The organism is Teichococcus wenyumeiae (assembly GCF_003696345.1).
GTDB classification, from domain to species: Bacteria; Pseudomonadota; Alphaproteobacteria; order Acetobacterales; family Acetobacteraceae; genus Pseudoroseomonas; species Pseudoroseomonas wenyumeiae.
In genome coordinates, this window is sequence record NZ_RFLX01000006.1 from 78,552 (window position 1) to 103,774 (window position 25,223).

The window sequence follows — 25,223 nt, forward strand, 5'->3', positions numbered from 1 at the left end:
CCCAGATGCTCTCCCTTGAGGTGATGCCGCCGCTGATGTTCGGCGGCCTCGTCGTGTTCCTGCTGATCGGCTTTCCAGTCGCTTTCTCCCTGGCGGCGGTCGGGTTGTTCTTCGGCTTCCTGTCGATCGAACTCGGCTTCTTCACGATGGCCTATCTCGGCAACCTGCCGCTGCGCGTCTTCGGCATCATGTCGAACGAGCTGCTGCTGGCCATTCCCTTCTTCACGCTGATGGGCGCGATCCTGGAGCGGTGCGGGCTGGCCGAGGACTTGCTGGAAGGCACGGGCCAGCTCTTCGGTAAGGTGCCGGGCGGTCTGGCTTATGCCGTGATCCTGGTGGGCGCGGTGCTGGGCGCCATCACCGGCACCGTCGCGGCCTCGGTCATCGCCATGGGCATGATCTCGCTGCCGATCATGATCCGCTACGGCTACGACATGCGGATCGCGACGGGCGTCATCGCCGCCTCCGGCACCATCACGCAGGTCATTCCGCCCTCGCTGGTGCTGATCGTGCTGGGTGACCAGCTCGGCAAGTCGGTGGGCGACATGTATGCGGGCGCCATCGGCCCCAGCATCCTACAGGTGCTGCTCTTCATCGGCTTCATCGCGGCGGTGTCCATTTTCCAGCCGCACCGCGTGCCGCCGCTGCCGGATGAGGCCCTGGGCCCGCGCGGCTGGCCGCTGATCTGGCGCGTGGTGAAGGGCATGGTGCCCTGCGTCGTGCTGATCTTCCTGGTGCTGGGCACGATCTTCCTGGGCCTTGCGACGCCGACGGAGGCGGGTGCCATGGGCGCCGTGGGCGCCGTGGTGCTGGCCGCCATCAACCGCCGGCTGACCTGGACGCTGATCAACCAGGCCATGCAGAACACCATGCGGCTGACGGCCATGGTGATCTTCATCCTGGTCGGTTCCACCGTCTTCTCGCTGGTCTTCCAGGGCGTGGATGGCGGGCTCTGGATCGAGCATCTGCTGTCGCATCTGCCGGGCGGCCAGGCGGGCTTCCTGATCTTCGTCAATATCTTCATCTTCTTCCTGGCCTTCTTCCTCGATTTCTTCGAGATCGTCTTCATCGTCGTGCCGCTGCTGGTGCCGGCGGCCGCAAAGCTGGATATCGACCTCGTCTGGTTCGGCGTCCTGCTCTGCGTGAACATGCAGACCAGCTTCATGCATCCGCCCTTCGGCTTCGCGCTCTTCTACCTGCGCGGCATCGCCCCCAAGACGGTGCGGTCGCGGGACATCTATTGGGGCGCGATCCCGTGGGTGGGCCTGCAGCTGATCCTGGTGGCCATTGTCATCTTCTGGCCGCAGAGCGTGACCTACTGGCTAGACAAGGGCACGGGCGTCGACCCGAACACCGTGAAGATCGAGATCCCGAACTCCGACATTCCGGACAACGACGCGCCTATCACCTTCCCCTGAGGCGCCGGCGGGCGAGAGTTTTCCTCGCCCGCCTTTCTCATCCGCCTGATGGCAACGGCATCATTATCCGCCTGGCCGTTGCGGAGCCGGAGGAGGTGAAGCGAAGCTCCCTCCGCGGATGCCCTGCTACCTCGCGCTGCCGCCTCTGCCCCGCGCCTGCCCCCTGGAAGTCATTTTAAATTTGGAACAACATAGGGACGCCCGGCCGGCGCCGGAGGGGGAGAACCGTGTTGAGGCTCGATAAGGCACAGGAAGAACAAGCTGGCCGCCTGTATCGGTGGCTGTACAGGTTGGCCTACATGCCACACCGTACCACGGAGGCCGCCGAGCGCCTGCGCAAGCTGGAAGGCATGGTGATGGCGCTGACGCCGCCGCCTGAGCCTCCACCCGTTGCTTCCGCGCCGCCGCCGGCGACAGTTTGCCCACTGGTTGTCTATCCGGGCTACAGCGAGCAAGACCTCGCCGTCTTCGAGCCTTTCCGGAACATCCTGCGGGAACCCGAGCCCGGCAGCATCGTCAACTTCCTGGGTGCGCGGATGCGGACGGAGTTTGTCTCAACCTGCAAACACCTGGATGGAAAGGTCCTGGATCTGCCTGTGCCGGATGACGGCTGGCATTCCGAGGCGATCGAATGGATCGGCCTGCTCAAGAGCGTGCTTGCGGCCAAGGGTCGCTGGGTTTCGATGGAACTCGGCGCCGGCTGGGGACCATGGTCAGTTGGCGCGGCGGCGGCGGCACGGCATCTTGGAATCAAGGACATTAAGCTCTATGCCGTCGAGGCCGACCCGGGCCATTTCCAGTTCCTGCTGCGGCATATGCAGGACAACGGGCTCGACCCGGCTGCGCACCGGCCGATCCAGGCGGCGGTTGGTCCCGAGGCTGGGAAGGCGCGGTGGCCCAAGGTCCACGATCCGGCCGACGACTGGGGCTCACGCCCCATGGAAGTGGTGGGGCAGGATGGACAGGATCATATCGGCCGGCATTTCGAGGATTGGCTGGATGTCGATATCGTCGCCATCGGCGATCTGCTGGCCGAGCAGCCGCTCTGGGACCTGGTGCATATCGATGTGCAGGGCTGGGAAGCCAGCCTCTGCGAAGCCGCCATCGAGAGCATGAACGCCAAGGTCCGCTACGTGGTCGCCGGCACGCATGATTCCAAGCTGCACGGCGACCTCATGGACCTGTTCTTCCGCCACGGCTGGGTACTGGAGAACGAGAAGCCGCCACGCTTTGCATGGCAGCATGGCGCCAAGTCGCTGGTCGCCATGACATCGCATGACGGCACCCAGGTCTGGCGCAACCCGGCGCTGAGCAGCCCGGCCTGAAGCCGGGCTGCCCTCGGGAGATCAGACCCGCTCGAGCACCATGGCGATGCCCTGGCCGACGCCGATGCACATGGTGGCCAGGGCGTAGCGCGCCTTGCGACGGTGCAGCTCGGCCACCGCCGTCATGACGATGCGGGCGCCGGACATGCCCAGCGGATGGCCCAGCGCGATGGCGCCGCCATTCGGGTTCACATGCTCGGCGTCGTCCGGCAGGCCGAGGTCGCGCATCACCGCCAGTGCCTGGGAGGCGAAGGCCTCGTTCAGCTCGATGACATCGATATCGGCGAGGGTCAGCCCGGCCTTCTCCAGCACCTTCTTGGTCGCCGGCGCCGGGCCGAAGCCCATGATGCGCGGCGGCACGCCGGCCGTCGCCATGGCCACCACGCGGGCGCGTGGCGTCAGGCCATAGCGGCCGGCGGCGGCCTCGCTGGCCACCAGGATGGCGGCGGCGCCGTCATTGACGCCGGAGGCATTGCCGGCGGTCACGGTGCCGCCTTCCTTGCGGAAGGGCGTGCCGAGCTTGGCCAGGGCTTCCAGCGTCGTCTCGGGGCGCGGGTGCTCGTCCTTCGAGAAGATGATCGGGTCGCCCTTGCGGCGCTTGATCTCGACTGGGACGATCTCTTCGTCGAAGCGGCCGGATTCCATCGCCGCCTTGGCGCGTTGCTGGCTGCGGAAAGCGAAGAGATCCTGGTCCTGGCGCGAGATCTGGAAATCCTGCGCCACGTTCTCGCCGGTCTCCGGCATGGAATCGACGCCGTACTGCGCCTTCATCAGCGGGTTGACGAAACGCCAGCCGATGGTGGTGTCATAGATCTCGGCGGCGCGGCTGAAGGCCTCGGTGCTCTTGCCCTGCACGAAGGGCGCGCGGGTCATGCTCTCGACGCCGCCAGCCAGCATGATCTCGGCCTCGCCAGACTTGATGGCGCGGGCGGCGGTGCCCGTCGCATCCATGCCGGAGCCGCAGAGGCGGTTGATGGTGCTGCCGGCGACGGTATCCGGCAGGCCCGCCAGCAGGGAGGACATGCGGGCGACATTGCGGTTGTCCTCGCCGGCCTGGTTGGCGCAGCCGAAGATCACGTCATCCAGCGCCGACCAGTCGAGGCCGGGGTTGCGCGCCATCAGCGCCTTGATCGGGACGGCGCCCAGGTCATCGGCCCGCACGGGCGCGAGGCTGCCGGCATAGCGGCCGATGGGGGTACGGATGGCGTCACAGATGAAAGCTTCGGTCATCAACGTTTCCTCTTTTTTCAGGCAGCCAGCCGCAGCTTGGCGCCGGTCTGCGCCTGCAGCGCCTCCAGCGTCAGGCCGGGCACCATGTCCAGCACCGTGAAGCCCTGCGGCCCCACCTCGATCACGGCCAGGTTGGTGTAGATGCGCGTCACCGCGCCCAGCGCCGTCAGCGGATAGGAGCAGCGCTCCACCAGCTTCGGCTGCCCGTCCTTGGTGGTGTGCTCCATCAGCACCCAGAGCTGCTTGGCGCCGGCGGAAAGATCCATCGCACCGCCCACGGCCGGGGCATTGTCGGCCGCCGAGGTCGCCCAGTTGGCGATGTCGCCATTCTCCGCCACCTCGAAGGCGCCGAGGACGCAAAGGTCCAGATGGCCGCCGCGGATGATGGCGAAGCTGTCCGCCTGATGGAAGAAGGAGCCGCCGGGCCGCAGCGTCACCTGCTGCTTGCCGGCATTGATCAGCCAGGTGTCGGCCTGGTCCGGGGCAGGGGCGGGGCCCATGCCCAGCAGCCCGTTCTCGGAATGGAAGATCACCTCGCGCTCCGGCGGCACGAAATCGGCCACCAGGGTCGGCAGGCCGATGCCGAGATTGACGTACCAGCCCTCGGGGATGTCGCGCGCCATGCGTTCCGCCATCTGGCGGCGGGAAAGCGCCTGAAAGGACACGTCGTTCATGCCGCCTTCTCCTGCGCCGCGCCATCGACCGGCACATGCACGACGCGGTTGACGTAGATGCCGGGGGTGATGACCGCTTCCGGCGGAATGCTGCCGAGTTCAACCACCTTGTTGGCCTGCACGATGGTCATCGTCGCCGCCGTGGCCATGACCGGGTTGAAGTTGCGGCCGCTGCTGCGGAAGGTCAGGTTGCCCCAGCGGTCCGCCAGTTCCGCCTGCACCAGGGCCACGTCGCCCTTCAGCGCGGTTTCCAGCACGCAGTGCTTGCCCTCAAATTCGGCGGTCTGCTTGCCCTTGGCCAGCAGCGTGCCATAGCCGGTGGGCGTGAAGAAGGCGGGGATGCCGGCGCCGGCAGCGCGCAGCCGCTCCGCCAGCGTGCCCTGCGGCACCACTTCCAGCTCGATCTCGTGGTTGCGGAAGAGTTCCTCAAAGACCACCGAGCCGGCGCTGCGCGGATAGGAGCAGATGATCTTGCGCACCCGCCGCAGCTCCAGCAGCCGCGCCAGGCCGACACGGCCCGCGCCGGCATTGTTGGCGACGACGGTCAGGTCCTTCGCGCCCTGCTCGATCAGCCCGTCGATCAGCGCATCCGGCTGCCCGACGGAGCCAAAGCCGCCCACCAGCACCGTGGCGCTATCCTGAATGCCCGCCATGGCTTCCGCCATGTCACGGACCTGCTTGTTGATCATGCCATCGTCCTCCCGATCGCTGACCAGGAAGTTGACTCCTTTGGGCGATATCCGCAACGCTGTGCGCTATGCGAACAGAACTGGACAAGGCCGATACCCTGGGAGGACTGGCGCGAGGGCTCTCGGTCATCGAAGCCTTCAATCCGCAGCGGCCGCGCGCCAGCATCGCCGACATCGCCCGCGCCACCGGCCTGACCCGCGCCGCCGCCCGCCGCTGCCTGCTGACGCTGCAAAGCCTTGGCTATGCCGAGTTCGATGGCAAGTTCTTCACCCTGACGCCGCGCGTACTGCGGCTGGGGGGTGCCTATCTCTCCTCCACCGCCTTGCCCGAGATCCTGCAGCCCGAGCTGGAAGCGGTGCGGGAGGCGGTGCATGAATCCTGCTCTGCCGCCATCCTGGACGGGCCGGATGTGATCTATGTGGCGCGCAGCGCGGCGCGGCGGATCATGTCGGTGTCGCTGGGGGTTGGCAGCCGGCTGCCGGCGCATTGCACCTCGCTCGGGCGGGCGCTGCTGTCGATGCTGCCGGAGGCACGGCTGGAGGCTTTCCTGGCCAGTCTGCCGCCGGAGGCTGCTGGGCATACCCGTGCCGCGGTGCTCGCCGCCCGTGCCGCCGGCTATGCCCTGGTGAACGAGGAACTGGAGCCCGGCCTGCGCTCGGTGGCCATGCCGGTGCGGGACATGCGGGGCCGCTGCGTCGCCGCCATCAATATCGGCGCCCATGCCGGCCGCGCCACGGATGAGGTGGTGGAAACGCTCTTCCTGCCCGCTCTGCGCCGTGCCGTGGTCCGGCTGGCGGAGCGCATCCCCGGATAAGGAAAGGGCGGGATGGTTACCCATCCCGCCCTTGCTCATTTCTTACGCCAGGAAGGAGCGAAGCGCCCGGCCCCGCCGGGACTGCTGCAGCTTCTTCAGCGCCTTCGCCTCGATCTGGCGGATACGCTCGCGGGTCACGTTGAAGGTGCGGCCCACCTCTTCCAGCGTATGCTCGTTCTCGGCACCGATGCCGAAGCGCATGCGCAGGATGCGCTCCTCACGGGGGCTGAGGCCGGAGAGCACGCTGGTCGCCGCGTCACGCAGGCTGGAACGGGCCGCCGCATCGAACGGCATCACCGCGTTCTCGTCCTCGATCAGGTCGCCCAGGCGGCCGTCGTCCTCTTCGCCAATCGGCGCTTCCAGGCTGATCGGCTCGCGCGCCAGGCGCTGCACCGTGCGGACCTTGTCCGGCGACATGCCCAGCTCGCCCGCCAGCTCCTCCGGCGTCGGCTCGCGGCCGGCCTTCTGGGCGAAGCGGCGGCTGGTGCGCGCCACCTTGGCCGCCGTCTCCGTCATGTGGACGGGGACGCGGATGGTGCGGGACTGGTCAGCGATCGAGCGCGTGATCGCCTGCCGGACCCACCAGGTAGCGTAGGTGCCGAACTTGAAGCCACGACGCCAGTCGAACTTCTCGACCGCGCGCATCAGGCCGATATTGCCTTCCTGGATCAGGTCGCCAAACATCAGGCCGCGGTTGCGGTAGCGCTTGGCGATATGCACCACGAGGCGGAGGTTGGCTTGGACCAGCTCCTCCTTGGCGCGGCGCATCTGGCGCTCACCCTGGGCCACGGCGTTGCAGACCTCGCGCAGGCGCGGCGCCGAGAGGCCATTCTCAGCCTCCAGCTTGGCGATCTCGCCACGCACCTTCATCAGCTCGCCCTGCAGGTCAACCACCGGGGCGCCACGGCGGCGCGGCTTCTCCAGCTTCAGGATCGGCGCGATCGTATCGACGCTGCCGTCCCAGAGCCGCAGGAAGTCGGTGGCCGAGACGCCCACCGACTGCGCCACGCGGGAAGCGCGGCCGTCCAGCGCCATCAGCTTGCGCTTGGCGTCCCGCACAGTGGCAACCAGCTGGTCCAGGCGAGCCGGGCGCAGGTGGACATTGGCCAGCAGGCTCGCCAGCTCCAGCTTCAGCGCATGGGCTTCCTCGCCGGAAACCTCCGGCAGGCGCTTGCGGGCCTCGAACAGCGCCTCAAAGGAAGCCAGGACCTCCGGCTTCATCTTCTCTTCGAGGGTGGAGTGCAGGCCGGGCTCCGCCTCATCGCCCTCGGGGCTGGCTTCCACGGACTGCGCGGCGTCGGCGGCGGCCATGGCCTCCACTTCCACCATGTCGCGCAGCGGCGCCTGACCCTGCACCATGGCATCGTACCAGGAGGTCAGCATGGTGAAGGTGCCAGGGTGCTCGCACAGGCCCGCCAGCATGTCGTCGCGGCCGGCCTCGATCCGCTGGGCGACGGCGATTTCCGCCTCGCGCGTCAGCAGATCCGTGCCGCTCATCTCGCGCAGGAACATACGCACCGGGTCGTCGGTGCGGCTCATCGTGGCTTCGTCTACGTTGCCGTCGGAGCCCTGGCCATCACGCGCCGTGGTCGCAGCGCCATCCTCGGCGGAAACCTCGGCGCCTTCCTCGGCTTCCTCGGCCTCGTGCTGCTCCTCGTCGGGCTCAGGCTGTCCTTCGCCTTCCTCACCCACCCAACGGCTGGGGGCCTCGGCGGGGGTATCGCCCTCGCGGCGGCCCCAGGCACCTTCATGGAAATTCTCGTAGGAGCCAGTGCGCGCGCGCAGTGTGGGCTCGTTTTCCACTTCGTCCTGATCCATCGCCGCCTGCGTAAACATCCCGTCCATGCTCAGACACGCGCCCTTTCTATCTTGGGGAAGCGGAGGACCGCCCCGCCGGCTGCGTCATTACCCGGCCCACCGACAACACGGCGTCCGTTGCCGCAGGGGAGCGGACGGACATTCCGACGTCGAGGGAAGGGCGCGATTCGCGACCGGCGCCATACATAGGCAGTACGGAGACTGAACACACCCCTAAACTGTCATACTGCCCATTCGTTGCCGATGATCAGGCATGCGGAAAGAACAGGCACGGTGGGGCTAACCGGGCGGGGGCTGTCTGTTCCAGGCTTCCGTCGGGGCGGGAGCCCTATGTCTTTGACGCTTGCAGGGCCCCGATGCAAGGGGGCGGACATGCCCCCTCTGGTGCCATTTAAAGGAACAGGATGCACAGCGAAGCATCACGTCCCTGGCTGGCGGCACAAGAATTGGCTGCCGTACGAACAGAATCGTGCTTGCCCGGCGCGGCGGGTGGAGCGGAGAGTAAGACCCTTACTCCCTTTCCTTCCAGCGGATGAAACGTTTGGCCGCCGAGATTGAAGCAGACAGCAGTCTTCGTACCTTGTCCCGGGCCTCCAGCCTGCTGCGGCATCTGGCCGGCGCGCCCATGCGTTGCTGGCGGCTGACGGATCTTGCCACCGCATCCGGCCTGCACAAGGCCACCGTGCACCGCTTGCTGGGCGGTCTGATGGCGGAGGGCCTGGCCCAGTCCATCCCCGGTGGCTACACGCTGGGGCCGCAGGCCTGGCTGATCGGCCGGGCGGCGGCGCAGCGCTTCGACCTCAGCAGCTTCGGCACACCCCTGCTGCGGCGGATTGCCGACGAAACCGGGGATGTGGCGCTGCTGGCGGTGCTGACCGGCCACCACGCCCATTGCGTGGCGCGGGAGGAGGGAGATTCGCCCATCCTGCCGACCTCGATCCGCGTCGGTGCGGTGCGGCCGCTGGGCTGCAGCGCCCATGCCCTGGCCCTGCTGTCGGCGCTGCCCGATGCGGAGGTGGAGCGCGCCATCGCCGCCACGGCCCCAGAGCGGGTCGGCCGCTATGCCCCGATCACCGATGCATACCTGCGCGCCGGCGTGGCCGAGACGCGGGTCCAGGGTTATGCGGTGAACCAGGGCGTGATTGTCAGCGGCATGACCGCGCTGGCTGTGGCGGTGCGCGACGCCTGGGGGCGGCCGATCGCCGCCATCAGCTGCTCGGCCATTTCGGATCGGCTGCTGCCTGAACGCCACCCGGCCGTGGTCACCCTTCTGCGGGAGGAAGCGCAGAAGCTGGAAGCGCGCCTGCATCCCGCAAATCTCGAAACGGCCTGAGCCGCAGCGTTTGCGCGCTCCTATCGTGGGATTGGCGCTGACCTTTGGGCGGCTGCCGTGCTGATGGGGTGCCGTATGGTGCGGAGCCATTGATGCGCCGAGAAATGGCGTTTCTCATATGTGATTTGCGAATCAACACGAAGGGAATAGGGTATTAAGCGGATTGCCCCGACAACCGCTGACCTTTGCAAGGCCCTGCCATGTCCCTCGCCTTCGCGCTACGACCCTCTGGTGCCGACCTTGCAGCGCTCAGCAGGGACTTTGCCAGCCGGGCCGATGCGCATGACCGTGACGGCAGCTTTCCACATGAGAATATCGCCAAGCTGCACCAGGCCGGGCTGCTGGCCCTGACAGTGCCGCGCCAGAATGGCGGCGCCGGCGCCGGGTTGACCGAGGCGGCGGAAGCCATCGGCGCCGTGGCGCAGGGCTGCGCCTCCACGGGTTTGGTCTTCGCCATGCAACTGACCCAGCAGGCGGCCCTGGCACGCGAGGAAGTGGTGCCGCATGCGCTGCGCGCACGCGTGGCCATGGATGCCGTGCGGGAAGGCGCGCTGCTCAATGCGCTCAGGGTGGAGCCGGAACTGGGCTCACCCTCCCGCGGCGGGCTGCCGCAGACCATCGTGCGTCGGCAGCCGGATGGTAGCCTGCTGCTGACCGGCCGCAAGATCTATTCGACCGGCGCGCCGGGCCTGTCCTGGATGCTGGTCTGGGCCCGCGATGATGCGGAAGAGCCGCGTGTCGGGCCTGTGCTGGTGCCTGCCCGCGCGCCGGGCGTGCGCATCGTCGAAAGCTGGGACCATATCGGCATGCGGGCCACCGGCAGCCATGACGTGGTCTTCGAAGGCGTCAGCCTGCCCGCCGCCCATGCCGCCGCCCTGCGCCCGCCAGCCAGCAGGATCGGCGCCGACCCTGGCTTCGGCAGCTGGAACGCCGTGACCCTGGGCGCGCTTTATACCGGCGTGGCCCGTGCGGCGCGGGAATGGGTGATCACCTTCTTGCGGGAGCGGGTGCCGAGCGGGCTGGGAAAGCCCTTGGCGACCTTGCCGCGCATGCAGGAGAAGGTTGGCGAGATCGAGGGCCTGCTGGCCGCCAATGCGCGGCTGATCGCTTCCCTCGCCCATGACTTCGATGCCGGTCGCCCCGCTGCCATGGCGGAGGCGCATCTGCTGAAGGTGGTGCTGGTCGAGAACGCGGTGCGGGCGGTGGAGACTGCCGCTTCCCTGGCCGGCAACCATGCCCTGAGCCGCCACAACCCGGTCGAGCGGCATTTGCGGGACGTGCTGTGCAGCCGGGTTCACGTGCCTTCGGCCGAGGCGGCGCAGACCGCCGCTGGCCGTGCGGCCCTGTTGCCCTGAGGGGCGGGCAGGGGCCGCTCAGGTCTCCTCGGTCACCGGAGGCGCGGGCGGGCGGCGCCAGTACTGCACCAGCTTGAAGCCGAGATAGAGCACCACGACGACGCCGATGGAGCCGAGGGCGTAGATCGTGCCCTTCTCCCCCAGCCAGCCGACAATGTACCAACCGGCACTGACAAAGGCGCTGGCCCAGAGGCCGGCGGCGATGAAGTTCAGGCACGCGAAGCGCAGCCAGGGCATACGTGCCACGCCGCAGGCGGCCGAGGCCACGTTCCGCACCCCATAGACGAAGCGGAAGGTCAGCACGAACAACACGCCGTAGCGCTCCAGGAACGCGATGGCGCTGGCCATCTTGCGCTCCGCGCCCGGGATCTTGCGCACCGCCCGGGTGCCGTACTTGCGGCCGAGGGTGAACCAGAGCTGGTCGCCCAGGAAGGAACCGATCCAGACCGAGAACATCAGCAGCCAAGGGTCTATCAGTGCTGTGGCCCGCCCTGCGGCGGCGGCCAGCAACACGAAAGTCTCGCCTTCAAAGAACGCCCAACCGGCGGCGGCCAGATAGGCCAGTGCACCCCAGTCCGCCCACAACTCCGCCACTCGTATTCATCTCCCCGGCCAGAAGCGGATGGAGGGCGACGATGCCCTAAACAGGGCCACGAAGGAATAACTCTCTCACAGTCATGTGAGCCTTTTCGCGACATGGCGCTGCTTTTGAGCGGAATCGCTCCGTTTCCGACAGAAGGCCAAGATACCGGGCAAGCCAGGTTAAGGCGCTTAAGTTTCATTGTGCGATAATGGTGCGACAGCGTAACTCATGGGGTGCGAATCGCCCCAAGTTGGCGTCTCTCGACATGACGCTGGGCGTTTCAAGCTGTCAGTCAGGCATCAGGATGCGCAGCGAATGGGCGGCGGTTGCTGATTTCCGCCCGGAATTCAGGCGCTTCAGGTTCAGAAAGCCTCGGCTTGGCGGATTAGCGGGTTGCCCCTGCTCTGGCCTGCTGATCATGATGCCGTACCAAGGAAGAACGGGGGCTCACATGACCAGATGGATCGGGGCAATGCTTGGTGTCGCCGGCCTGACGGCGGCAGCGATGCCGGCCATGGCGCAAGGCAATGGCCAGATCACCGTGATGGCCTACGGTGACTCCATCTTCAGGGACAACTACGTCTCGGCCGTGATCGAGCCTTTCCAGAAGGCCAGCGGCACGCAGGTGCAGTATTTCGCCAATCCCGGCAGCGCGCAGATGCTCGGCACCCTGCGGTCCCAGAAGGGCGACCCGCAGGTGGATGTCGTCATCATGGACACCACCACCGCCGCCCTGGCCTGTGCCGAGGGACTGGTGGAGAAGGTGACGGCGCAGCAGCTTCCGCTGCTGAACGACATTGCTCAGCAGGCACGGGATGCCGGCGGCGAATGCGGCCCGGGTGTGACCTTCGACAACCTGGTCATGATCTACAACACCGACAACGTGAAGACCGCGCCGACGGCCTTCGCGGATATGGCCGCCCCGCAATGGCGCGGCCGCGTCGGCCTCGGCGGCCCGCCGAACATCCAGGGCCTGGCCCTGACCGCCATCCTGGCGCATGCCAATGGCGGCAGGTGGAACGACATCTCCAAGGCCCTGCCGGCGCTGAAGGCCATCGCCGCCAATACCCAGACCTTCGACCCCAAGCCCGATGCCGTGACGGTGGTGGTCAGCGGTCAGGTGGACTTCACCACCAACTGGAATGCCCGCGCCCAGCTGGCCAGCATCCAGTCCAAGGGCCGCGTCGGCGTGGTGCTGCCGAAGGAAGGCACGGCCTTCCAGATCAACACCATCAATGTGGTCGCCGGCAGCAAGAACGCCGCCCAGGCGCGCGCCTTCATGGCCTATGCCCTGGGCACCGAGGCGCAGAAGGCCTTCACCGAGCGCGTGTTCTATGGTCCTACCAACACCAAGGCGCAGATTGCGCCCGAGGCGCTGAACCGCACCGCCATGGCACCGCAGTACCGCGACAGCATCGTGAACATCGATTGGGCCGAGATGCAGAAGCTGCGCGACAGCTGGAACCAGCGCTGGCGGCGCGAGGTCGTGACGGCGGCGCCGTGACCTTGGCTGCCACTGATACCGCGCCGCATCTGCGGCTGGATGGCCTGGTCCGCCACTATGCCGGCGCACCCGCGCCGGCGGTGGACCGGGTTTCGCTGGGCCTGCCGCGCGGCGCGCTGCTGGCCCTGCTGGGGCCTTCGGGCTGCGGCAAGACCACCACGCTGCGCATGATCGCGGGGCTGGAGACACCGGATGCCGGCCGCATCCTGGTCGGCGGGCGGGATGTCACCGCGCTGCCGCCGCACAAGCGGCATATGGGCGTGGTTTTCCAGTCCTACGCGCTCTTTCCGCACATGACGGCCGCCGGCAACGTGGCCTTCGGGCTGGAGATGCAGGGCATGCCGCGCGCCGAGCGCGCGCGCCGCGCCGAGGCGGCACTGGAACTGGTGGGCCTTGCCGCCCTGGCCGCGCGCAAGCCGCGCCAGCTTTCCGGCGGCCAGCAGCAGCGCGTCGCACTGGCCCGCGCCCTGGCCATCGAGCCCGACCTGCTGCTGCTGGACGAGCCGCTCTCCGCACTGGACGCCAAGCTGCGGGAAGGGGTGCGGGACGAGATCCGCGCCCTGCAACAGCGGCTTGGCACCACCACCGTCTTCGTCACCCACGATCAGGTCGAGGCGCTGGCCATGGCCGACCTCGTGGCGGTGATGAATGCCGGCAGGGTCGAGCAGCTCGCCGCCCCCGAGGAGATCTTCGAGCGCCCGGCCACGCGCTTCGTCGCCACCTTCGTCGGCCGCGCCGCGCGCATCAGGGGCGTGCTGGAACCCGGTGGGGTGCTGCGGGCGGAGGGCGGCGCCGCGCTGCGCGCCGCCGGTGCCGCGCTGGTCGGCCAGGTGGAAGCCTTCCTGCGCCCCCACCGCGTGCGCCTGCTGGGCGCAGGCGAGGCGGCGCCCGCCGGCATCGAGAATTTGCTGGAAGGCACCCTGGCCCGCCGCGTCTATACCGGCGAGGTCGTGTCGCTGGAGGCGCAGACCGCCGCCGGCCCCGTCACCGCCGAGGTGCATGCCAGTGCCGAGGGCGCCTGGCGTGAGATGCAGCCCGGCGCGCCGCTGCGGCTGGCCTTCCGCGCCAATGACCTGCTGGTCTTCCCGGCGCAGGGGGCGGCGGCGTGATCGGCTGGCTGCTGGCGCTGCCGGCGCTCTGCATCCTGGGCATCGCTTTTCTCTGGCCGCTGGCCGCGCTCTTCCGCATCAGCCTGAACCGCACGCTGGACAGCGGCGCCATGGAAGTGGCCGTCACCGGCGAGAGCTATGCCAAGCTGCTGGGCGACGACTTCACCTGGCAACTGGTCTGGGACACGGTGACGCTCGCGGCCAGCGCCTCCGCCATGGCGGTGCTGCTGGCGCTGCCGGTGGCGCTGCTGGTGCGGGCGGCCTCGCCGCGCTGGCGGGGCGTGCTGGCGCTGATGGGCATCGCGCCGCTGCTGATCTCCGGCACCGCGCGGCTGGTGGGCTGGATGGCCATTCTGGGCGACCAGGGGCTGATCAACGTGGTGCTGCAAGGCATGGGCGTGATCGGCGAGCCGCTGCGCATGATCAACAATTGGACCGGCGTGCGCATCGGCCTGGTGGAAAGCCTGATGCCCTATGCCGTGCTGGTGCTGCTGGCCGGGCTGGGCCGGCTGGACGGGCGGCTGGAGGAAGCGGCGGCGACGCTGGGCGCCAACCGTGTCCGCACCTTCTTCCGCGTCACGCTGCCGCTGGCGGCGCCGGCACTGCTGGCAGCCTGGCTGCTGGACGTGGTGCTGGGCATTTCCGCCTTTATCACGCCCAAGCTGATGGGCGGCGGCCGTGTCTTTGTGCTGGCCACCGAGATCTATGACCTGGCGCTGGAAAGCGTGAACTGGCCCGCCGCCGCCGCGCTGGCGATGCTGCTGCTGGCCGGGTTGCTGGCGCTGCTGCTGCTGCGCGGCGTCTTCAGTTGGCTGCCAGGGAGGCGCGCATGAAGCCGACCTGGATGCTGCGGGTCTTCGCGGCCATCGGCTATGCCGTCCTGATGGCGCCGGCGGCGCTGGTGCTGGTGCTCTCCTTCAGCGCCGGGGAATACCTGACCTTTCCGCCGCCGGGCTTTTCCACCCGCTGGTATGTGGCGCTGGCCTCCAATGGCGTGCTGATGTCCGCGCTCGGCACCAGCGCCATCCTGGCCAGCGTGGTGGCGGCGGTGGCCCTGCTGGCGGGCGGGCCGGCCGCCTATGCCATCGCCCGGCTGGAATTTCCCGGCCGTGGCGTGCTGGCGGCGCTGCTGGCGGCGCCGCTGCTGCTGCCGACGCTGGTGCTGGGCCTCGCCCTGCTGCTGGTGCTGCAACCGCTAGGTCTGGCCGCCACCTGGCCGGGGCTGGTGCTGGGGCATTGCCTTGTCGCCATTCCCTTCGCCGTGCGGATCATGACCACCGCCTTCGCCGCCGTGCCGAAGGAACTGGAAGCGGCGGCCTGGACGCTGGGCGCCACGCCGCTGCGCGCCGCGCTGCGCATCACCCTGCCCAATGCAGCGCCGGGTGCCATCGCTGCCGGGGTGCTGACCTTTCTCGTGTCCTTCGACGAGACGGTGATCAGCCTCTTCCTGGTGGGGCCGCGCCTTTCGACCCTGCCGGTGGAGATGTTCCGCTACGCCGACCAGTCCGCCGACCCGCTGATCGCCGCCCTGGCGATGAGCCTGATCGCCTTCGCCTTCCTGATGGTGCTGATCGTTGAGCGCCTGATGGGTTTCTCGAATGCCATGGGACGCAATTGATGCCGAAATATGTTGTTGAGCCGATGCCGGGCCAGATCAGCGCCGAGGTGATCGAGCTGCTGGAGAAGACCGAGACGGCGACCGTCGGCCACTGGCGCCACTGGGGCTTCGTGAACCGTGGCATCCAGGGCCTGCTGCGCCGCCGCGTGGCCGGCACCGCGGTGACGCTGCAGATCCCCGGCCCGGATTCCACCCTGCTGCACCACGCGCTCGGCCTGCTGCGCCCCGGCGATATCCTGCTGGTGGACCGGCTGGGCGATGACCGCCATGCCTGCTGGGGCGGCGGCGTGACCGTGGCCGCCAAGGCGGCCGGCGCCAAGGCCGGCGTGGTGGATGGCCCCTGCACCGATATCGAGGAGATCGAGGCTTCCGACTTCCCGATGTGGTGCCGTGGCATGGCGCCCATCACCACCCGCATCTACGACCTGGGTGGGCGGATGAACGTGCCGGTCGCCATCGGCGGCGTGGTGGTGAACCCAGGCGACGCGGTGCTCTGCGACGATTGCGGCGTGCTGGTGCTGCCGCCCGAGGAAGCCGAAGCCGAGGCCCGGCGCGCCATTGAGACCCAGGCGCGCGGCCTGGAAGGCCAGACGCTGGTGGCCAAGGGCGCCAAGCTGGGAGAGCGTTCCGGTGCCTCTGCCAAGGTGCTGGCCGGCCTGAACTAAACCGGGCAGGGGCGGGCGGTTCAGCCGCCCGCCGCTTCCCGCCGCCGCATCGGCATGCCGTCCACCAGCCCGATGACGGGTTCCAGGTCGGATGGCTCCTGCGCCGACCATTTGGTGCCGCCGTCCTTGCCAACCAGGAAGATGGCAAAGGCCTGCCCGGCCGGCACCTTGAAATGCTGCCGCAGCGCCGCCGCCTCGCCACCACGGTCGGGGCCCATCCAATGCTCCACCCGGTCGGCGCCGATCACGGCCAGCACGGCCATGTCGCGCTCCTCTAGCGCCGGGCGCGCGGCTTCCAGCCGGCGGCGCTGCTCGGCCAAGGCCTTGCCGGCGCGGTCGGCGAAGACCACGATGACGCGGTCCTTCCAGGCATAGGCGCCCAGGCTGGCGGCAGTGCCGGCGGCAGCGAAGGCCATGTTCACTGCCAGCCCGGCGAAGAGGGGTAGCAGGCGCATGGCACGGCTCCTTCTTGCTTCCCGCTGCCGGGCAACGCGGCAGGGTGGTGAAGGATGCGCTGATGGCCCGGCCCTGGCTGGTGTATAGAACCGCCGCACTGCACGGCCTCCGACCCTGACCTCCATTCTTGCCTCCCTGCCAGCCTTTCTCCTGCCGCTCCTGGCCTGGTATGCCGGCCGGCGTGTGGCGCGGACGCGTGGGGCGGCGGCGCTCTGGCTGGACCTCGCCTTTCCGCTGGCCACGGCGGCGGGGCTGCTGGGGCTGACGGGGCTGCCCTGGTTCGCCGGCGTCTCCGCTGCGCTGCCCATGGCCGGGCTTACCCTGGCGGACGCCACCAAGCGCGCGGTGCTGGATGAGCCGGTGGTCTTCAGCGATGCCGCCATGCTGCCGCTGGTGGTGCGGCACCCCTCGCTCTACCTGCCTTTCGCGGGCACGCACTGGGTAGTGGGCGGCTTCCTGTTCGGCGTGGCCGCTTTGGCGCTGCTGCTGTCAGCCGAAAGCCACCCGACGCCTTTGTCCTGGGCCGCCCGCGCCGCCCTGCTGCTGGTGGCCCTGGCCCTGACGCTGGCCCTGTTCAACCCGCCGCGCCGGTTGCGCCGGGCCATCTCGCGCGACCCCTTCGCGGATACGGCGCGCTTCGGCATGATCGGCACGCTGTCCCTCTACCGCGCCGTGGCGGCGGAGGAACGCGCGGCCCGGCGGGCAGCCCATCCCGCCGCCCCGCCCACCTTCCGGCCGGCGGAGCCGCTGCCGCATGTGGTGCTGGTGCAGGCCGAATCCTTATGGGACCCGCGCGGCACGCTGGCGGACCTGCCGCCGGACCTGCTGCCGCATTGGGACCGGCTGGGGGCCGAGGCCCTGGCGCGTGGCCGGCTGGTGGTGAACGGCTTCGGCGCCAATACCATGCGGGCGGAATTCGCGGCGCTGACCGGCATCGCGGCAGAAGCGCAGGGGCTGGACCGCTTCAACCCCTATTACCGCCTGGCCTCGCCACTGCTGCGGTCCCTGCCGCGCACGCTACGGGCGGCGGGCTACCAGGCGCTGATGCTGCATCCCTTCGACCGGCGCTTCTTTGGCCGGCACCGCGTCATGCCGGCCCTGGGCTTCGGACGTTTCGACAGCATCCGCCAGTTCCGTGCCGGCCCGTGCGTGGGCAAGTATGTCGCCGATGCCGCCGTGGCCGCCCGCATCGTGGAAGAACTCTCCGGCGCCGCTGGTCCGGTGCTGGTCTTCGCCGTCACCATGCAGGCCCACGGCCCCTGGCCCCGACCCGACCCGCAGGCACGCTGGCTGGAGCATCTGCGGGATGCCGATGCCATGCTGGGCGCCCTGGCGGATGCGGCGGCGCGGCTGGACCGCCCCCTGCTGCTCTGCGCCTATGGCGACCACCAGCCGGCGCTGCCCGGCGCGACGGCGCGGCCGGACCGCCGCACCGACTGGCTGCTCTGGCGCAGCGACCGGCCGGGGCAGGGGAAGCAGCGGGACATCGGGGCCGAAGGCATCTTCGAGGCTCTGGCGGAAGCCCTGCGCGGCGGCCCCAAAGGGCAGGAATGACGCCCCGGCCCTGGCAGGGCGGCACCTGCGGACACATCTGAAGCGGTGACGCGCGGCACAGGCCGCTCCTTCACTACCGAAAGTGTTCCGCATGATTCCCTTTTCCGTCCTCGACCTCGCTCCCGTGCCCGCTGGCTCGGACGTGTCGCAGGCCTTCCGCAACAGCGTCTCCCTGGCCCAGAAGGCCGAGGCGCTGGGCTACCACCGCTTCTGGCTGGCCGAGCACCACAACATGCCCGGCATCGCCAGCGCCGCCACGGCGGTGGTGATCGGCCATGTGGCGGCGCATACCCAGCGCATCCGCGTCGGTGCCGGCGGCATCATGCTGCCCAACCACGCGCCGCTGATGGTGGCCGAGCAGTTCGGCACGCTGGAGGCGCTCTTCCCTGGCCGCATCGACCTCGGCCTGGGCCGCGCGCCGGGCACGGACCAGCGCACCATGCGCGCCCTGCGCCGTAACCTCGATGCCCATGGCGACAGCTTCCCGCAGGATGTCGTGGAACTGCTGGCCTATTTCGAGCCCGCGCAGCCCAACCAGGCGCTGCGGGCCGTGCCGGGCAATGGGCTGCGGGTGCCGGTATGGCTGCTGGGCTCCAGCCTCTTCAGCGCGCAGCTTGCGGCGATGCTGGGGCTGCCCTTCGCCTTCGCCTCGCATTTCGCGCCGGACATGCTGATGCAGGCGCTGCAGATGTACCGGGACGGCTTCAAGCCTTCCGAGACCCTGCAGAAGCCCTATGCCATGGTCGCCGCCAACGTGGTGGCGGCGGAGACGGATGCGGAGGCGGCGCGGCTCTTCACCTCCCTGCAGCAGCAGTTCGTGAACCTGCGGCGCGGCACGCCCGGCCTGCTGCCGCCGCCGGTGAACCGCATCGAGGATTACGCCGCGCCGCATGAACTGGCCGGCGCGCAGCGGGCTCTGGCCTGCTCCTTCGTCGGCGCGCCGGAGACGGTGCGGCGCGGCCTCGATGGCTTCCTGCGCGAAACGGGGGCGGATGAGCTGCTGGTCACGGCGCAGATCCACGACCATGCCGCCCGCCTCCGCTCCTTCGAGCTGGTGGTCGGGCTGCGGGAAGGGCTGGCGCAGGCCGCCTGACCCATCCTTCAGACGGAAGCGCGTGTCGGCCGGTCCGATACCGCTTCCGCCTGCCAAAGCTGCTCGGCGATGCGGTCGATCTCCCGCGGGTCGAGCGGCAGGCCGGCTGGGTCGCGCCGCAGGGCGCCGCTTTGCAGCGGTTTGGGCTGCGCCTGCCGGTGTGCCGCCATCAGGGCGACGAGGCTGGTGGTGCCAATGGAACGATGGTGCTGCATGGTGCTTTCCTGCGGCTATGAGCTCATTCAAATGAGAATGAGAGCGATTCGCAAATGGAGCATCCGTTACCACTGGCATGTGGTGCGCTCGGTTAACGCCAAGCTCAGGCCTGAAACGGTCGCGTGATGGCACTGATCAAGGATTCACACAGTCGATTCAGCATGCTAGCCATGTTTCCATGCCGATCCGACCGGAAATGCGCCGCCTTTACCCCAGCAACTGGGCGGCGATCAGCAGCGCGGTCCGCTTTGGCCGCGCTGGAGGGCAATGCGAATACTGCGGCAAGCCGCATGGCGCCCGCATCGTCCAGCTTCGGGATGGCCGCTGGACCGCCGGCAACGGCGAGTGGTTCGACCGCCGCGGCCGCCCGGCACCGACACCCGACATCCTGGACTATGGCGATGGCCGCGCCTGGCGGCGCCCGGTCTCCCTGGCCTGCTGCCACGCCAAGCACGACCCGCGTGAGAGCGACCCGCGCGTGCTGGTCGCGGCCTGCAATGCCTGCCACCTGCGGCTGGACCGGGAATGGCACCGGCGGCAACGCTGGGTGACCTGGCGCTCGCGCTATGCCATTGGGGATCTTCTTGAGGGAATGTACGAGGCCCTGCGCCTGCCGGTGCCACCGGCGCCGCGTGGCGTCCGCCGCCGTTCCCGCCGCGCCGCTGTCTGATTGGAAGAAGCCCTGATGGACCACAGCCTTTCCACCCTGTTCCAGGCCCGCTACGGCGCGGCCGCGCCGGAAGCCGCGATCCCCTCCAACGCGGTGCTGGAGGCACTGCTGTCGCACCGCTCCGTGCGCGCCTTCCTGCCGGACGCGCTGCCGGAAGGCACATTGGAGACGCTGGTGGCGGCGGGCCAGTCCGCCGGCACCTCCTCCAACCTCCAGGCCTGGAGCGTGGTGGCAGTGGAGGACCCGGCGCGCCGGGCGCGGCTGGCGGAACTGGCCGGCCGGCAGGGCTTTGTGGCCAAGGCGCCGCTCTTCCTCTGCTTCATCGCCGATACCTCGCGCCTGCGGCGCCTGGGTGAGCGGCAGGGCCAGCCGATGGAAGGGCTGGATTACCTCGAAGCCTTCATCGTGGCTGCCGTGGATGCGGCGCTGGCGGCGCAGAATATCGTGGTGGCGGCGGAATCGCTCGGCCTCGGCACCGTCTATGTCGGCGCGCTGCGTAACAAGCCGGAGGAAGTGGGCGTAGAACTCGGCCTGCCGCCGGGCGCCGTGGCGCTCTTCGGCCTCTGCGTCGGCCGCCCAGACCCGGCGGCGCCCGCCGCCCAGATCAAGCCCCGCTTGCCGCAGGCCACCGTGCTGCACCGGGAGCGCTACGACGCCTCGGCCGAGGCGGCGGCGGTGGAGGACTACGACAATACCCTGGCCGGCTTCTCGACGGCGCAGGGCATCGGGGCCCAGGGTTGGGTCGGGCGGATGCTCAAGCGCGTCGGCACCGCCGCCGACCTGCATGGCCGCGACACCATGAAGGCGACGCTGCGCCGCATGGGCTTCCCGCTGCGCTGAGGCAGCGGCGCGGCCGCTTCGGGGAAGCGGCCGGCTGCTTGCCTCAGTGCTTCGCGACCGTATCCGCCATCGTGGCGCCGCGGTCGCCCAGGCGCTTCTCCGGGCCGGTGGTGGTGTCGCGCGCCGTCTGGTGTTCCATCTCGGCATTCAGTTCGGCGCCGACCAGCACCACGATGGACGAAATCCAGATCCAGGTCATGAAGCCGATGACGGCGCCGAGCGAGCCGTAGGTCGCGTCGTAGTTGCCGAAGTGGCCGACATAGAAGGTGAAGCCGGCGGAGACGATGACCCAGAGGATGGCGGCGAAGACACCGCCATAGCTCACCCAGCGCCAGCGCGCGGGTTCCCGGCTTGGGCCATAGCGGTAGAGCACCGCCAGCAGCACCGTGATGGCCACCAGCAGGATCGGCCAGCGCGCCAGCCTGATGACGGTTTCCACGCCCTCGCCAAGCCAGAGGAAGTTCAGCACCACCGGCACCGCGATGACGCCGGCCATGGCCACGATCACGAAGATCAGCGCGCCGAAGGTCATGCAGAGGGACAGCACGGTGCGGTAGATGAAGCCGCGCTTCTCGTCCTCCTCATAGACGATGTTCAGCGCGTCCATCATCGCCTTGGTGCCCTGGTTGGCGCTCCAGAGCGCCGCCAGCAGGCCGACGACGGCGCCGAAGCCCAGGGCTTCCTGCGGGCTGGAGACCAGCCGCTCCAGCTGCTCGTTGATGATGTTCATGCCGCCTTCAGGCAGGAAGCCGGACAGGTCGGCAAGATGCTTCTGGATGGTCGCCCGATCGGCGAAGAGGCCGTAGATCGAGACCAGCGCCGTCAGCCCTGGGAAGAGGGACAGCAAGGTATAGAAGGTGATGCCCGCCGCCTCGGTCATCACGCGGTCGTTGTTTGTCTCGGTGGCGACGCGCTTGGCGATGGACCACCAGCCGGGGCTGGGGATCTCGCTCGGGGTTGTCGCGTCGCGGCCCTGCGGGCCCTTGGCTCCGGAAGGGGCCTTGCCGCCGCCATTGACCTGCTCCAGCCGCTCGCGGAGCCTTTCTTCGACAGAACTGCGCTGCCTCATCGGATGCCTGCTCCTCTCGCCCCGTCCCGCCATGCGGAACATCCAGTTGCAGGCAAAACGCCAAGCTATCCGGCGGGTTCCATTTCCAGGGCGGACCGATGGCTCACTCGGCCGGCGCGGCGGCAGGGGCGGGGCGGCGGCGCCGGAAGCGGTCCAGCGCCAGGTAGACCACAGGGGTGGTATAGAGCGTCAGCAACTGCGACAGCAGCAGGCCGCCGATGATGGTGATGCCCAGCGGCCGGTGCAGTTCCGAGCCCGGGCCGGAGGCCAGGGCCAGCGGCACGGCGCCGAAGAGGGCGGCCAGCGTTGTCATCAGGATCGGCCGGAACCGGTCACGGCAGGCGGCAAGGATGGATTCCATGCTGCCGGCGCCGGTGGTCCGCTCCTGGTCCAGCGCGAAGTCGATCATCATGATCGCGTTCTTCTTCACGATGCCCATCAGCAGGATGACGCCGATCAGCGCGATCACCGACATCGGCGTATTGGTCGCCAGCAGGGACAGCAGCGCCCCGATGCCCGCCGTGGGCAGGGTGGAGATGATGGTCAGCGGGTGGATGAAGCTCTCGTAGAGCACGCCCAGCACAATATAGATCACCGCCAGCGCCGCCAGGATCAGCATCGGCATGTCCCGCGCGAAGGACTGCGCGGCGGCGGCATTGCCGCCATACTGGCCGCGGATGGTGTCGGGCAGCCCTGCTTCCAGTTCCGCCTTCTGCAGCAGCGCCGGCACCTCCCCCAGTGCCAGGCCGGGCGAGAGGTTGAAGCTGATGGTGGTGGCCGGATACTGGCCGCGATGCGTCACCCGCAGCGGCGCCACGTCCCGCACCACGCGCGCCAGGGACTTCAGCGGAACCTGGGTGCCGTCGGCGGCGGGCACGAAGATGCGGTCGAACTGCGTCGCATCCTGCTGCAGCGCCGGGTCGATCTCCAGCACCACCTTGTACTGGTTGCGCGTGCCATAGATCGTGGAGACCTGCCGCTGCGAGAAAGCGTCGTTGAAGGTGTTGCTGATGTCGTCGATGCCGACGCCGAGCCGCGCCGCCGCGTCACGGTCGATCACCAGCCGGTTCACCAGCCCTGTCCGCTCCTGGTCGGAGGAAACGTCGTTGATGCCGGGCACGGTGCGCAGCTTTTCGACCATGATCTCGGTCCAGCGGCGCAGCTCCTCCAGGTCCGGGCCCAGCAGGCTGTAGGAATAGGCGGCATTGCCGGGCCGGCCGCCGATCATCAGTTCCTGCTGCGCGCTGAGGAAGACCGAGGCGCCGGGGATGGTGGAGAGCGGGCCGCGCAGCCGCGCGATGACCTCGTTGATGGGCGGCCGCTGCCCCAGCGGCTTCAGCGAGATGAAGAACTGCCCGGAATTGGTGGAAGAATTGAAGCCGCTACCGATGGAGCCGCTGATATTCTCCACCGCCGGGTCGGCGCGGATGATGTCGGCGGCGCGGGTGTGCAGCACCTGCATCGCGGCGAAGGAGGTGTCGGGGGAAGCCTGCACCGTGCCGCGCAGCAGCCCGATATCCTGTTCCGGAAAGAAGCCCTTGGGCACGATGACGTAAAGCCAGACCGTCAGCGCCACCAGCCCCAGGGTGCCCAGCAGCGAGAGCCAGCGGAAGCGCAGCACCACGCCCAGGCTGCGGAGGTAGCCGCGCACCAGCCATTCCATCAGCCCCTCGAAGGCGCGGCCGAAGCGGCCGGGCGGGCGCTGCGCCGCGCCCGCCAGCCGCGCCGCCACCATCGGCGTCACGGTGAGGGAGACGATGCCGGAGAGCACCACCGCCGTCGCCAGCGTGACCGAGAATTCGCGGAACAGCCGGCCGATCACGCCCCCCATGGCCAGCAGCGGCAGGAAGACCGCCACCAGGGAAACGGTGATGGAGATGATGGTGAAGCCGATCTCCCGCGCGCCTTCCAGCGCCGCCTGCATCGGCGGCATCCCGCGCTCCCGCAGCCGGGCCATGTTCTCGATCATGACGATGGCGTCGTCCACCACGAAGCCGACCGAGATGGTCAGCGCCATCAGCGAGAGGTTGTTGAGCGAATAGCCCAGCCACCACATGACGCAGAGCGTGCCCAGCAGCGACAGCGGCACGGAGATGCTGGCCGCCAGCACCGAGGACTTCCGCCGCAGGAACATCGCGATCACCACGATGACCAGCGCGATGGAGATCAGCAGCGTCTTCTCCACCTCATGCACGCTGGCGCGGATGGTGGTGGAGCGGTCGTTCTGCACTTCCAGGCGGGTGCCGGCGGGAAGGTAGGATTCCAGTTCCGGCAGCAGGGCGCGCACGCCGTCCACCACCTCGATGACATTGGCGTCGGGCTGCTTATAGATCTGCAGCAGCACGGAAGGCCGGTCGTTGTACCAGGCGGCCTGCCGCCGGTTGCGGCTGCCGTCGGTGACGCGCGCGATGCCGGAGAGGCGCACGATGCCGGTGTCGGTGGCCTTGATCACCAACGTGGCGAACTGCTCGGCCCGGCCGAGCCGGTCGTTGAGGGAAAGCGACGCCGACTGCCCGGCGCCCTCGATGCTGCCGATGGCGCCGGTAACATTGGAACTGGTGATGGCGGTGCGGATATCCTCCAGCGAGATGCCGGCCGCCGAGGCCGCCGCCGGGTTCACCGCCACCCGTACCGCCGGCTGGTCCGCGCCGCCCACCTGCACCTGCGCGACGCCCGTGACGCGGGACAGCAGCGGGCCCACCGTGCTGTCCGCCAGGTCATAGAGGCCGGTGCCGGGCAGGCGGTCCGAGGTGATGGCCAGGATGAAGACCGGCGAATCCGCCGGGTTGAACTTGCGCACGGAAGGCGGCGTCGGCATGCCGGAAGGCAGGTCCTGCCGCGCCGCGTTCACCGCCGCCTGCACGTCCCGCGCCACATCCGCCTGGCTGCGGGAGATATCGAATTGCACGATGATGTTGCCGCTGCCGGTGGAGGCATTGGACGTCATCTCGGTGATGCCGGCGATCTCGCCGATGCGGCGTTCCAGCGGCGCGATGACGGTCGCGGCCAACGTCTCCGGATTGGCGCCGGGCTGGCTGGCGGTGACCAGCACGGTCGGGATATCGACGCGGGGCAGCGCCGAGACCGGCAGCCGCATGAAGGCGACCGCGCCAAAGAGCGCCAGCCCCACCGCCATCAGCAGCGTGGCAACAGGCCGCCGGATGAAGGGGGCGGAGACGGAGAACATCG

Annotated in this window: 23 protein-coding genes; 14 read left to right on the forward strand and 9 right to left on the reverse strand. The window is 68.9% G+C overall.

Annotation, left to right across the window (positions count from 1 at the left end; all coding sequences use genetic code 11):
- Positions 1 to 5 precede the first annotated feature (5 nt).
- Positions 6 to 1,418: a TRAP transporter large permease gene (locus EBE87_RS10355; RefSeq protein ID WP_120637632.1), complete on the forward strand. Its 1,413-nt coding sequence runs from the start codon at positions 6 to 8 to the stop codon at positions 1,416 to 1,418.
- A gap of 299 nt (positions 1,419 to 1,717) precedes the next feature.
- Positions 1,718 to 2,743 carry an FkbM family methyltransferase gene (locus EBE87_RS10360; protein ID WP_147426002.1) on the forward strand — a complete coding sequence of 342 codons (1,026 nt, stop codon included), beginning with the start codon at positions 1,718 to 1,720 and terminating at the stop codon, positions 2,741 to 2,743.
- A gap of 21 nt (positions 2,744 to 2,764) precedes the next feature.
- Here the strand turns inward: EBE87_RS10360 and pcaF are convergent, their stop codons facing one another.
- The 3 genes from pcaF to EBE87_RS10375 are packed head-to-tail and all read right to left on the reverse strand — an operon-like array spanning position 2,765 to position 5,336.
- Positions 2,765 to 3,973 (reverse strand): 3-oxoadipyl-CoA thiolase, encoded by a 1,209-nt coding sequence (pcaF, locus tag EBE87_RS10365; protein WP_120637634.1) that lies wholly within the window; start codon positions 3,971 to 3,973, stop codon positions 2,765 to 2,767.
- Positions 3,974 to 3,990: 17 nt separating this feature from the next.
- Complete coding sequence (locus tag EBE87_RS10370) at positions 3,991 to 4,647, reverse strand: 3-oxoacid CoA-transferase subunit B (protein ID WP_120637635.1); 657 nt, start codon at positions 4,645 to 4,647, stop codon at positions 3,991 to 3,993.
- The gene (locus EBE87_RS10375; protein ID WP_120637636.1) at positions 4,644 to 5,336 is read right to left on the reverse strand and encodes a 3-oxoacid CoA-transferase subunit A; all 693 of its coding nucleotides are present in this window, start codon (positions 5,334 to 5,336) and stop codon (positions 4,644 to 4,646) included. Before EBE87_RS10375 ends, EBE87_RS10370 begins: the two co-directional genes overlap by 4 nt.
- Positions 5,337 to 5,404: 68 nt before the next feature.
- Here EBE87_RS10375 and EBE87_RS10380 point away from each other — a divergent pair, with 68 nt between their 5' ends.
- Positions 5,405 to 6,151: an IclR family transcriptional regulator domain-containing protein gene (locus tag EBE87_RS10380; RefSeq protein ID WP_120637637.1), complete on the forward strand. Its 747-nt coding sequence runs from the start codon at positions 5,405 to 5,407 to the stop codon at positions 6,149 to 6,151.
- A 42-nt stretch (positions 6,152 to 6,193) separates the two neighbouring features.
- Here the strand turns inward: EBE87_RS10380 and rpoD are convergent, their stop codons facing one another.
- Entirely contained in the window at positions 6,194 to 7,996 is a 1,803-nt protein-coding gene (gene rpoD / locus EBE87_RS10385; RefSeq protein ID WP_120637638.1) for an RNA polymerase sigma factor RpoD, read from the reverse strand.
- Positions 7,997 to 8,549: 553 nt separating this feature from the next.
- On the opposite strand from rpoD, the gene EBE87_RS10390 reads away from it, so the two are divergent.
- Complete coding sequence (locus EBE87_RS10390; RefSeq protein ID WP_158600845.1) at positions 8,550 to 9,302, forward strand: IclR family transcriptional regulator; 753 nt, start codon at positions 8,550 to 8,552, stop codon at positions 9,300 to 9,302.
- Between the two features lie 200 nt (positions 9,303 to 9,502).
- Positions 9,503 to 10,657: an acyl-CoA dehydrogenase family protein gene (locus EBE87_RS10395; RefSeq protein WP_120637640.1), complete on the forward strand. Its 1,155-nt coding sequence runs from the start codon at positions 9,503 to 9,505 to the stop codon at positions 10,655 to 10,657.
- An 18-nt stretch (positions 10,658 to 10,675) separates the two neighbouring features.
- On the opposite strand, the gene EBE87_RS10400 is transcribed toward EBE87_RS10395, so the two are convergent.
- Positions 10,676 to 11,251 carry a DedA family protein gene (locus EBE87_RS10400; protein WP_120637641.1) on the reverse strand — a complete coding sequence of 192 codons (576 nt, stop codon included), beginning with the start codon at positions 11,249 to 11,251 and terminating at the stop codon, positions 10,676 to 10,678.
- A 440-nt stretch (positions 11,252 to 11,691) separates the two neighbouring features.
- On the opposite strand from EBE87_RS10400, the gene EBE87_RS10405 reads away from it, so the two are divergent.
- Genes EBE87_RS10405 through EBE87_RS10425 form a run of 5 tightly spaced genes read left to right on the forward strand, consistent with a single transcriptional unit; the run spans position 11,692 to position 16,136 of the window.
- Positions 11,692 to 12,744: an extracellular solute-binding protein gene (locus tag EBE87_RS10405; RefSeq protein ID WP_120637642.1), complete on the forward strand. Its 1,053-nt coding sequence runs from the start codon at positions 11,692 to 11,694 to the stop codon at positions 12,742 to 12,744.
- A 2-nt stretch (positions 12,745 to 12,746) separates the two neighbouring features.
- Positions 12,747 to 13,853 (forward strand): ABC transporter ATP-binding protein, encoded by a 1,107-nt coding sequence (locus EBE87_RS10410; protein ID WP_120637643.1) that lies wholly within the window; start codon positions 12,747 to 12,749, stop codon positions 13,851 to 13,853.
- Entirely contained in the window at positions 13,850 to 14,686 is an 837-nt protein-coding gene (locus EBE87_RS10415) for an ABC transporter permease (protein ID WP_120637644.1), read from the forward strand. The genes EBE87_RS10410 and EBE87_RS10415 overlap by 4 nt, the downstream gene beginning before the upstream one ends.
- Positions 14,683 to 15,471: an ABC transporter permease gene (locus EBE87_RS10420; protein WP_120637645.1), complete on the forward strand. Its 789-nt coding sequence runs from the start codon at positions 14,683 to 14,685 to the stop codon at positions 15,469 to 15,471. Before EBE87_RS10415 ends, EBE87_RS10420 begins: the two co-directional genes overlap by 4 nt.
- Positions 15,471 to 16,136 (forward strand): RraA family protein, encoded by a 666-nt coding sequence (locus tag EBE87_RS10425; protein WP_120637646.1) that lies wholly within the window; start codon positions 15,471 to 15,473, stop codon positions 16,134 to 16,136. The genes EBE87_RS10420 and EBE87_RS10425 overlap by 1 nt, the downstream gene beginning before the upstream one ends.
- 20 nt (positions 16,137 to 16,156) lie before the next feature.
- On the opposite strand, the gene EBE87_RS10430 is transcribed toward EBE87_RS10425, so the two are convergent.
- Positions 16,157 to 16,591 carry a DUF4174 domain-containing protein gene (locus tag EBE87_RS10430; RefSeq protein ID WP_158600846.1) on the reverse strand — a complete coding sequence of 145 codons (435 nt, stop codon included), beginning with the start codon at positions 16,589 to 16,591 and terminating at the stop codon, positions 16,157 to 16,159.
- Positions 16,592 to 16,775: 184 nt separating this feature from the next.
- On the opposite strand from EBE87_RS10430, the gene EBE87_RS10435 reads away from it, so the two are divergent.
- Together EBE87_RS10435 and EBE87_RS10440 are read left to right on the forward strand one after the other, a co-directional pair.
- Positions 16,776 to 18,146: an LTA synthase family protein gene (locus EBE87_RS10435; protein ID WP_120637648.1), complete on the forward strand. Its 1,371-nt coding sequence runs from the start codon at positions 16,776 to 16,778 to the stop codon at positions 18,144 to 18,146.
- Between the two features lie 91 nt (positions 18,147 to 18,237).
- On the forward strand, positions 18,238 to 19,239 hold the full coding sequence (locus EBE87_RS10440) for an LLM class flavin-dependent oxidoreductase (protein WP_120637649.1): 1,002 nt from the start codon (positions 18,238 to 18,240) through the stop codon (positions 19,237 to 19,239).
- A gap of 8 nt (positions 19,240 to 19,247) precedes the next feature.
- Here the strand turns inward: EBE87_RS10440 and EBE87_RS10445 are convergent, their stop codons facing one another.
- The gene (locus EBE87_RS10445) at positions 19,248 to 19,454 is read right to left on the reverse strand and encodes a hypothetical protein (protein ID WP_120637650.1); all 207 of its coding nucleotides are present in this window, start codon (positions 19,452 to 19,454) and stop codon (positions 19,248 to 19,250) included.
- Between the two features lie 179 nt (positions 19,455 to 19,633).
- On the opposite strand from EBE87_RS10445, the gene EBE87_RS10450 reads away from it, so the two are divergent.
- Positions 19,634 to 20,125: a hypothetical protein gene (locus EBE87_RS10450; protein WP_199707251.1), complete on the forward strand. Its 492-nt coding sequence runs from the start codon at positions 19,634 to 19,636 to the stop codon at positions 20,123 to 20,125.
- A 15-nt stretch (positions 20,126 to 20,140) separates the two neighbouring features.
- Positions 20,141 to 20,965 carry an NADPH-dependent oxidoreductase gene (locus EBE87_RS10455; RefSeq protein WP_120637651.1) on the forward strand — a complete coding sequence of 275 codons (825 nt, stop codon included), beginning with the start codon at positions 20,141 to 20,143 and terminating at the stop codon, positions 20,963 to 20,965.
- Positions 20,966 to 21,008: 43 nt separating this feature from the next.
- Here the strand turns inward: EBE87_RS10455 and EBE87_RS10460 are convergent, their stop codons facing one another.
- Both EBE87_RS10460 and EBE87_RS10465 read right to left on the reverse strand, forming a co-directional pair.
- On the reverse strand, positions 21,009 to 22,034 hold the full coding sequence (locus EBE87_RS10460; protein WP_199707253.1) for a YihY/virulence factor BrkB family protein: 1,026 nt from the start codon (positions 22,032 to 22,034) through the stop codon (positions 21,009 to 21,011).
- Between the two features lie 103 nt (positions 22,035 to 22,137).
- Positions 22,138 to 25,221 (reverse strand): efflux RND transporter permease subunit, encoded by a 3,084-nt coding sequence (locus EBE87_RS10465; RefSeq protein ID WP_120637653.1) that lies wholly within the window; start codon positions 25,219 to 25,221, stop codon positions 22,138 to 22,140.
- Between the last annotated feature and the right edge of the window lie 2 nt (positions 25,222 to 25,223).

What these genes read in the sequence shown, in the direction of transcription:
- EBE87_RS10355 (WP_120637632.1), top strand. Translation starts at nt 6, where the DNA reads ATGCTCTCCCTTGAGGTGATGCCGCCGCTGATGTTCGGCGGCCTCGTC.
- EBE87_RS10360 (WP_147426002.1), top strand. Translation starts at nt 1,718, where the DNA reads ATGCCACACCGTACCACGGAGGCCGCCGAGCGCCTGCGCAAGCTGGAA.
- pcaF (WP_120637634.1), bottom strand. Translation starts at nt 3,973, where the DNA reads ATGACCGAAGCTTTCATCTGTGACGCCATCCGTACCCCCATCGGCCGC.
- EBE87_RS10370 (WP_120637635.1), bottom strand. Translation starts at nt 4,647, where the DNA reads ATGAACGACGTGTCCTTTCAGGCGCTTTCCCGCCGCCAGATGGCGGAA.
- EBE87_RS10375 (WP_120637636.1), bottom strand. Translation starts at nt 5,336, where the DNA reads ATGATCAACAAGCAGGTCCGTGACATGGCGGAAGCCATGGCGGGCATT.
- EBE87_RS10380 (WP_120637637.1), top strand. Translation starts at nt 5,405, where the DNA reads ATGCGAACAGAACTGGACAAGGCCGATACCCTGGGAGGACTGGCGCGA.
- rpoD (WP_120637638.1), bottom strand. Translation starts at nt 7,996, where the DNA reads ATGGACGGGATGTTTACGCAGGCGGCGATGGATCAGGACGAAGTGGAA.
- EBE87_RS10395 (WP_120637640.1), top strand. Translation starts at nt 9,503, where the DNA reads ATGTCCCTCGCCTTCGCGCTACGACCCTCTGGTGCCGACCTTGCAGCG.
- EBE87_RS10405 (WP_120637642.1), top strand. Translation starts at nt 11,692, where the DNA reads ATGACCAGATGGATCGGGGCAATGCTTGGTGTCGCCGGCCTGACGGCG.
- EBE87_RS10420 (WP_120637645.1), top strand. Translation starts at nt 14,683, where the DNA reads ATGAAGCCGACCTGGATGCTGCGGGTCTTCGCGGCCATCGGCTATGCC.
- EBE87_RS10425 (WP_120637646.1), top strand. Translation starts at nt 15,471, where the DNA reads ATGCCGAAATATGTTGTTGAGCCGATGCCGGGCCAGATCAGCGCCGAG.
- EBE87_RS10430 (WP_158600846.1), bottom strand. Translation starts at nt 16,591, where the DNA reads ATGCGCCTGCTACCCCTCTTCGCCGGGCTGGCAGTGAACATGGCCTTC.
- EBE87_RS10440 (WP_120637649.1), top strand. Translation starts at nt 18,238, where the DNA reads ATGATTCCCTTTTCCGTCCTCGACCTCGCTCCCGTGCCCGCTGGCTCG.
- EBE87_RS10445 (WP_120637650.1), bottom strand. Translation starts at nt 19,454, where the DNA reads ATGCAGCACCATCGTTCCATTGGCACCACCAGCCTCGTCGCCCTGATG.
- EBE87_RS10450 (WP_199707251.1), top strand. Translation starts at nt 19,634, where the DNA reads ATGCCGATCCGACCGGAAATGCGCCGCCTTTACCCCAGCAACTGGGCG.
- EBE87_RS10455 (WP_120637651.1), top strand. Translation starts at nt 20,141, where the DNA reads ATGGACCACAGCCTTTCCACCCTGTTCCAGGCCCGCTACGGCGCGGCC.
- EBE87_RS10460 (WP_199707253.1), bottom strand. Translation starts at nt 22,034, where the DNA reads ATGAGGCAGCGCAGTTCTGTCGAAGAAAGGCTCCGCGAGCGGCTGGAG.
- EBE87_RS10465 (WP_120637653.1), bottom strand. Translation starts at nt 25,221, where the DNA reads ATGTTCTCCGTCTCCGCCCCCTTCATCCGGCGGCCTGTTGCCACGCTG.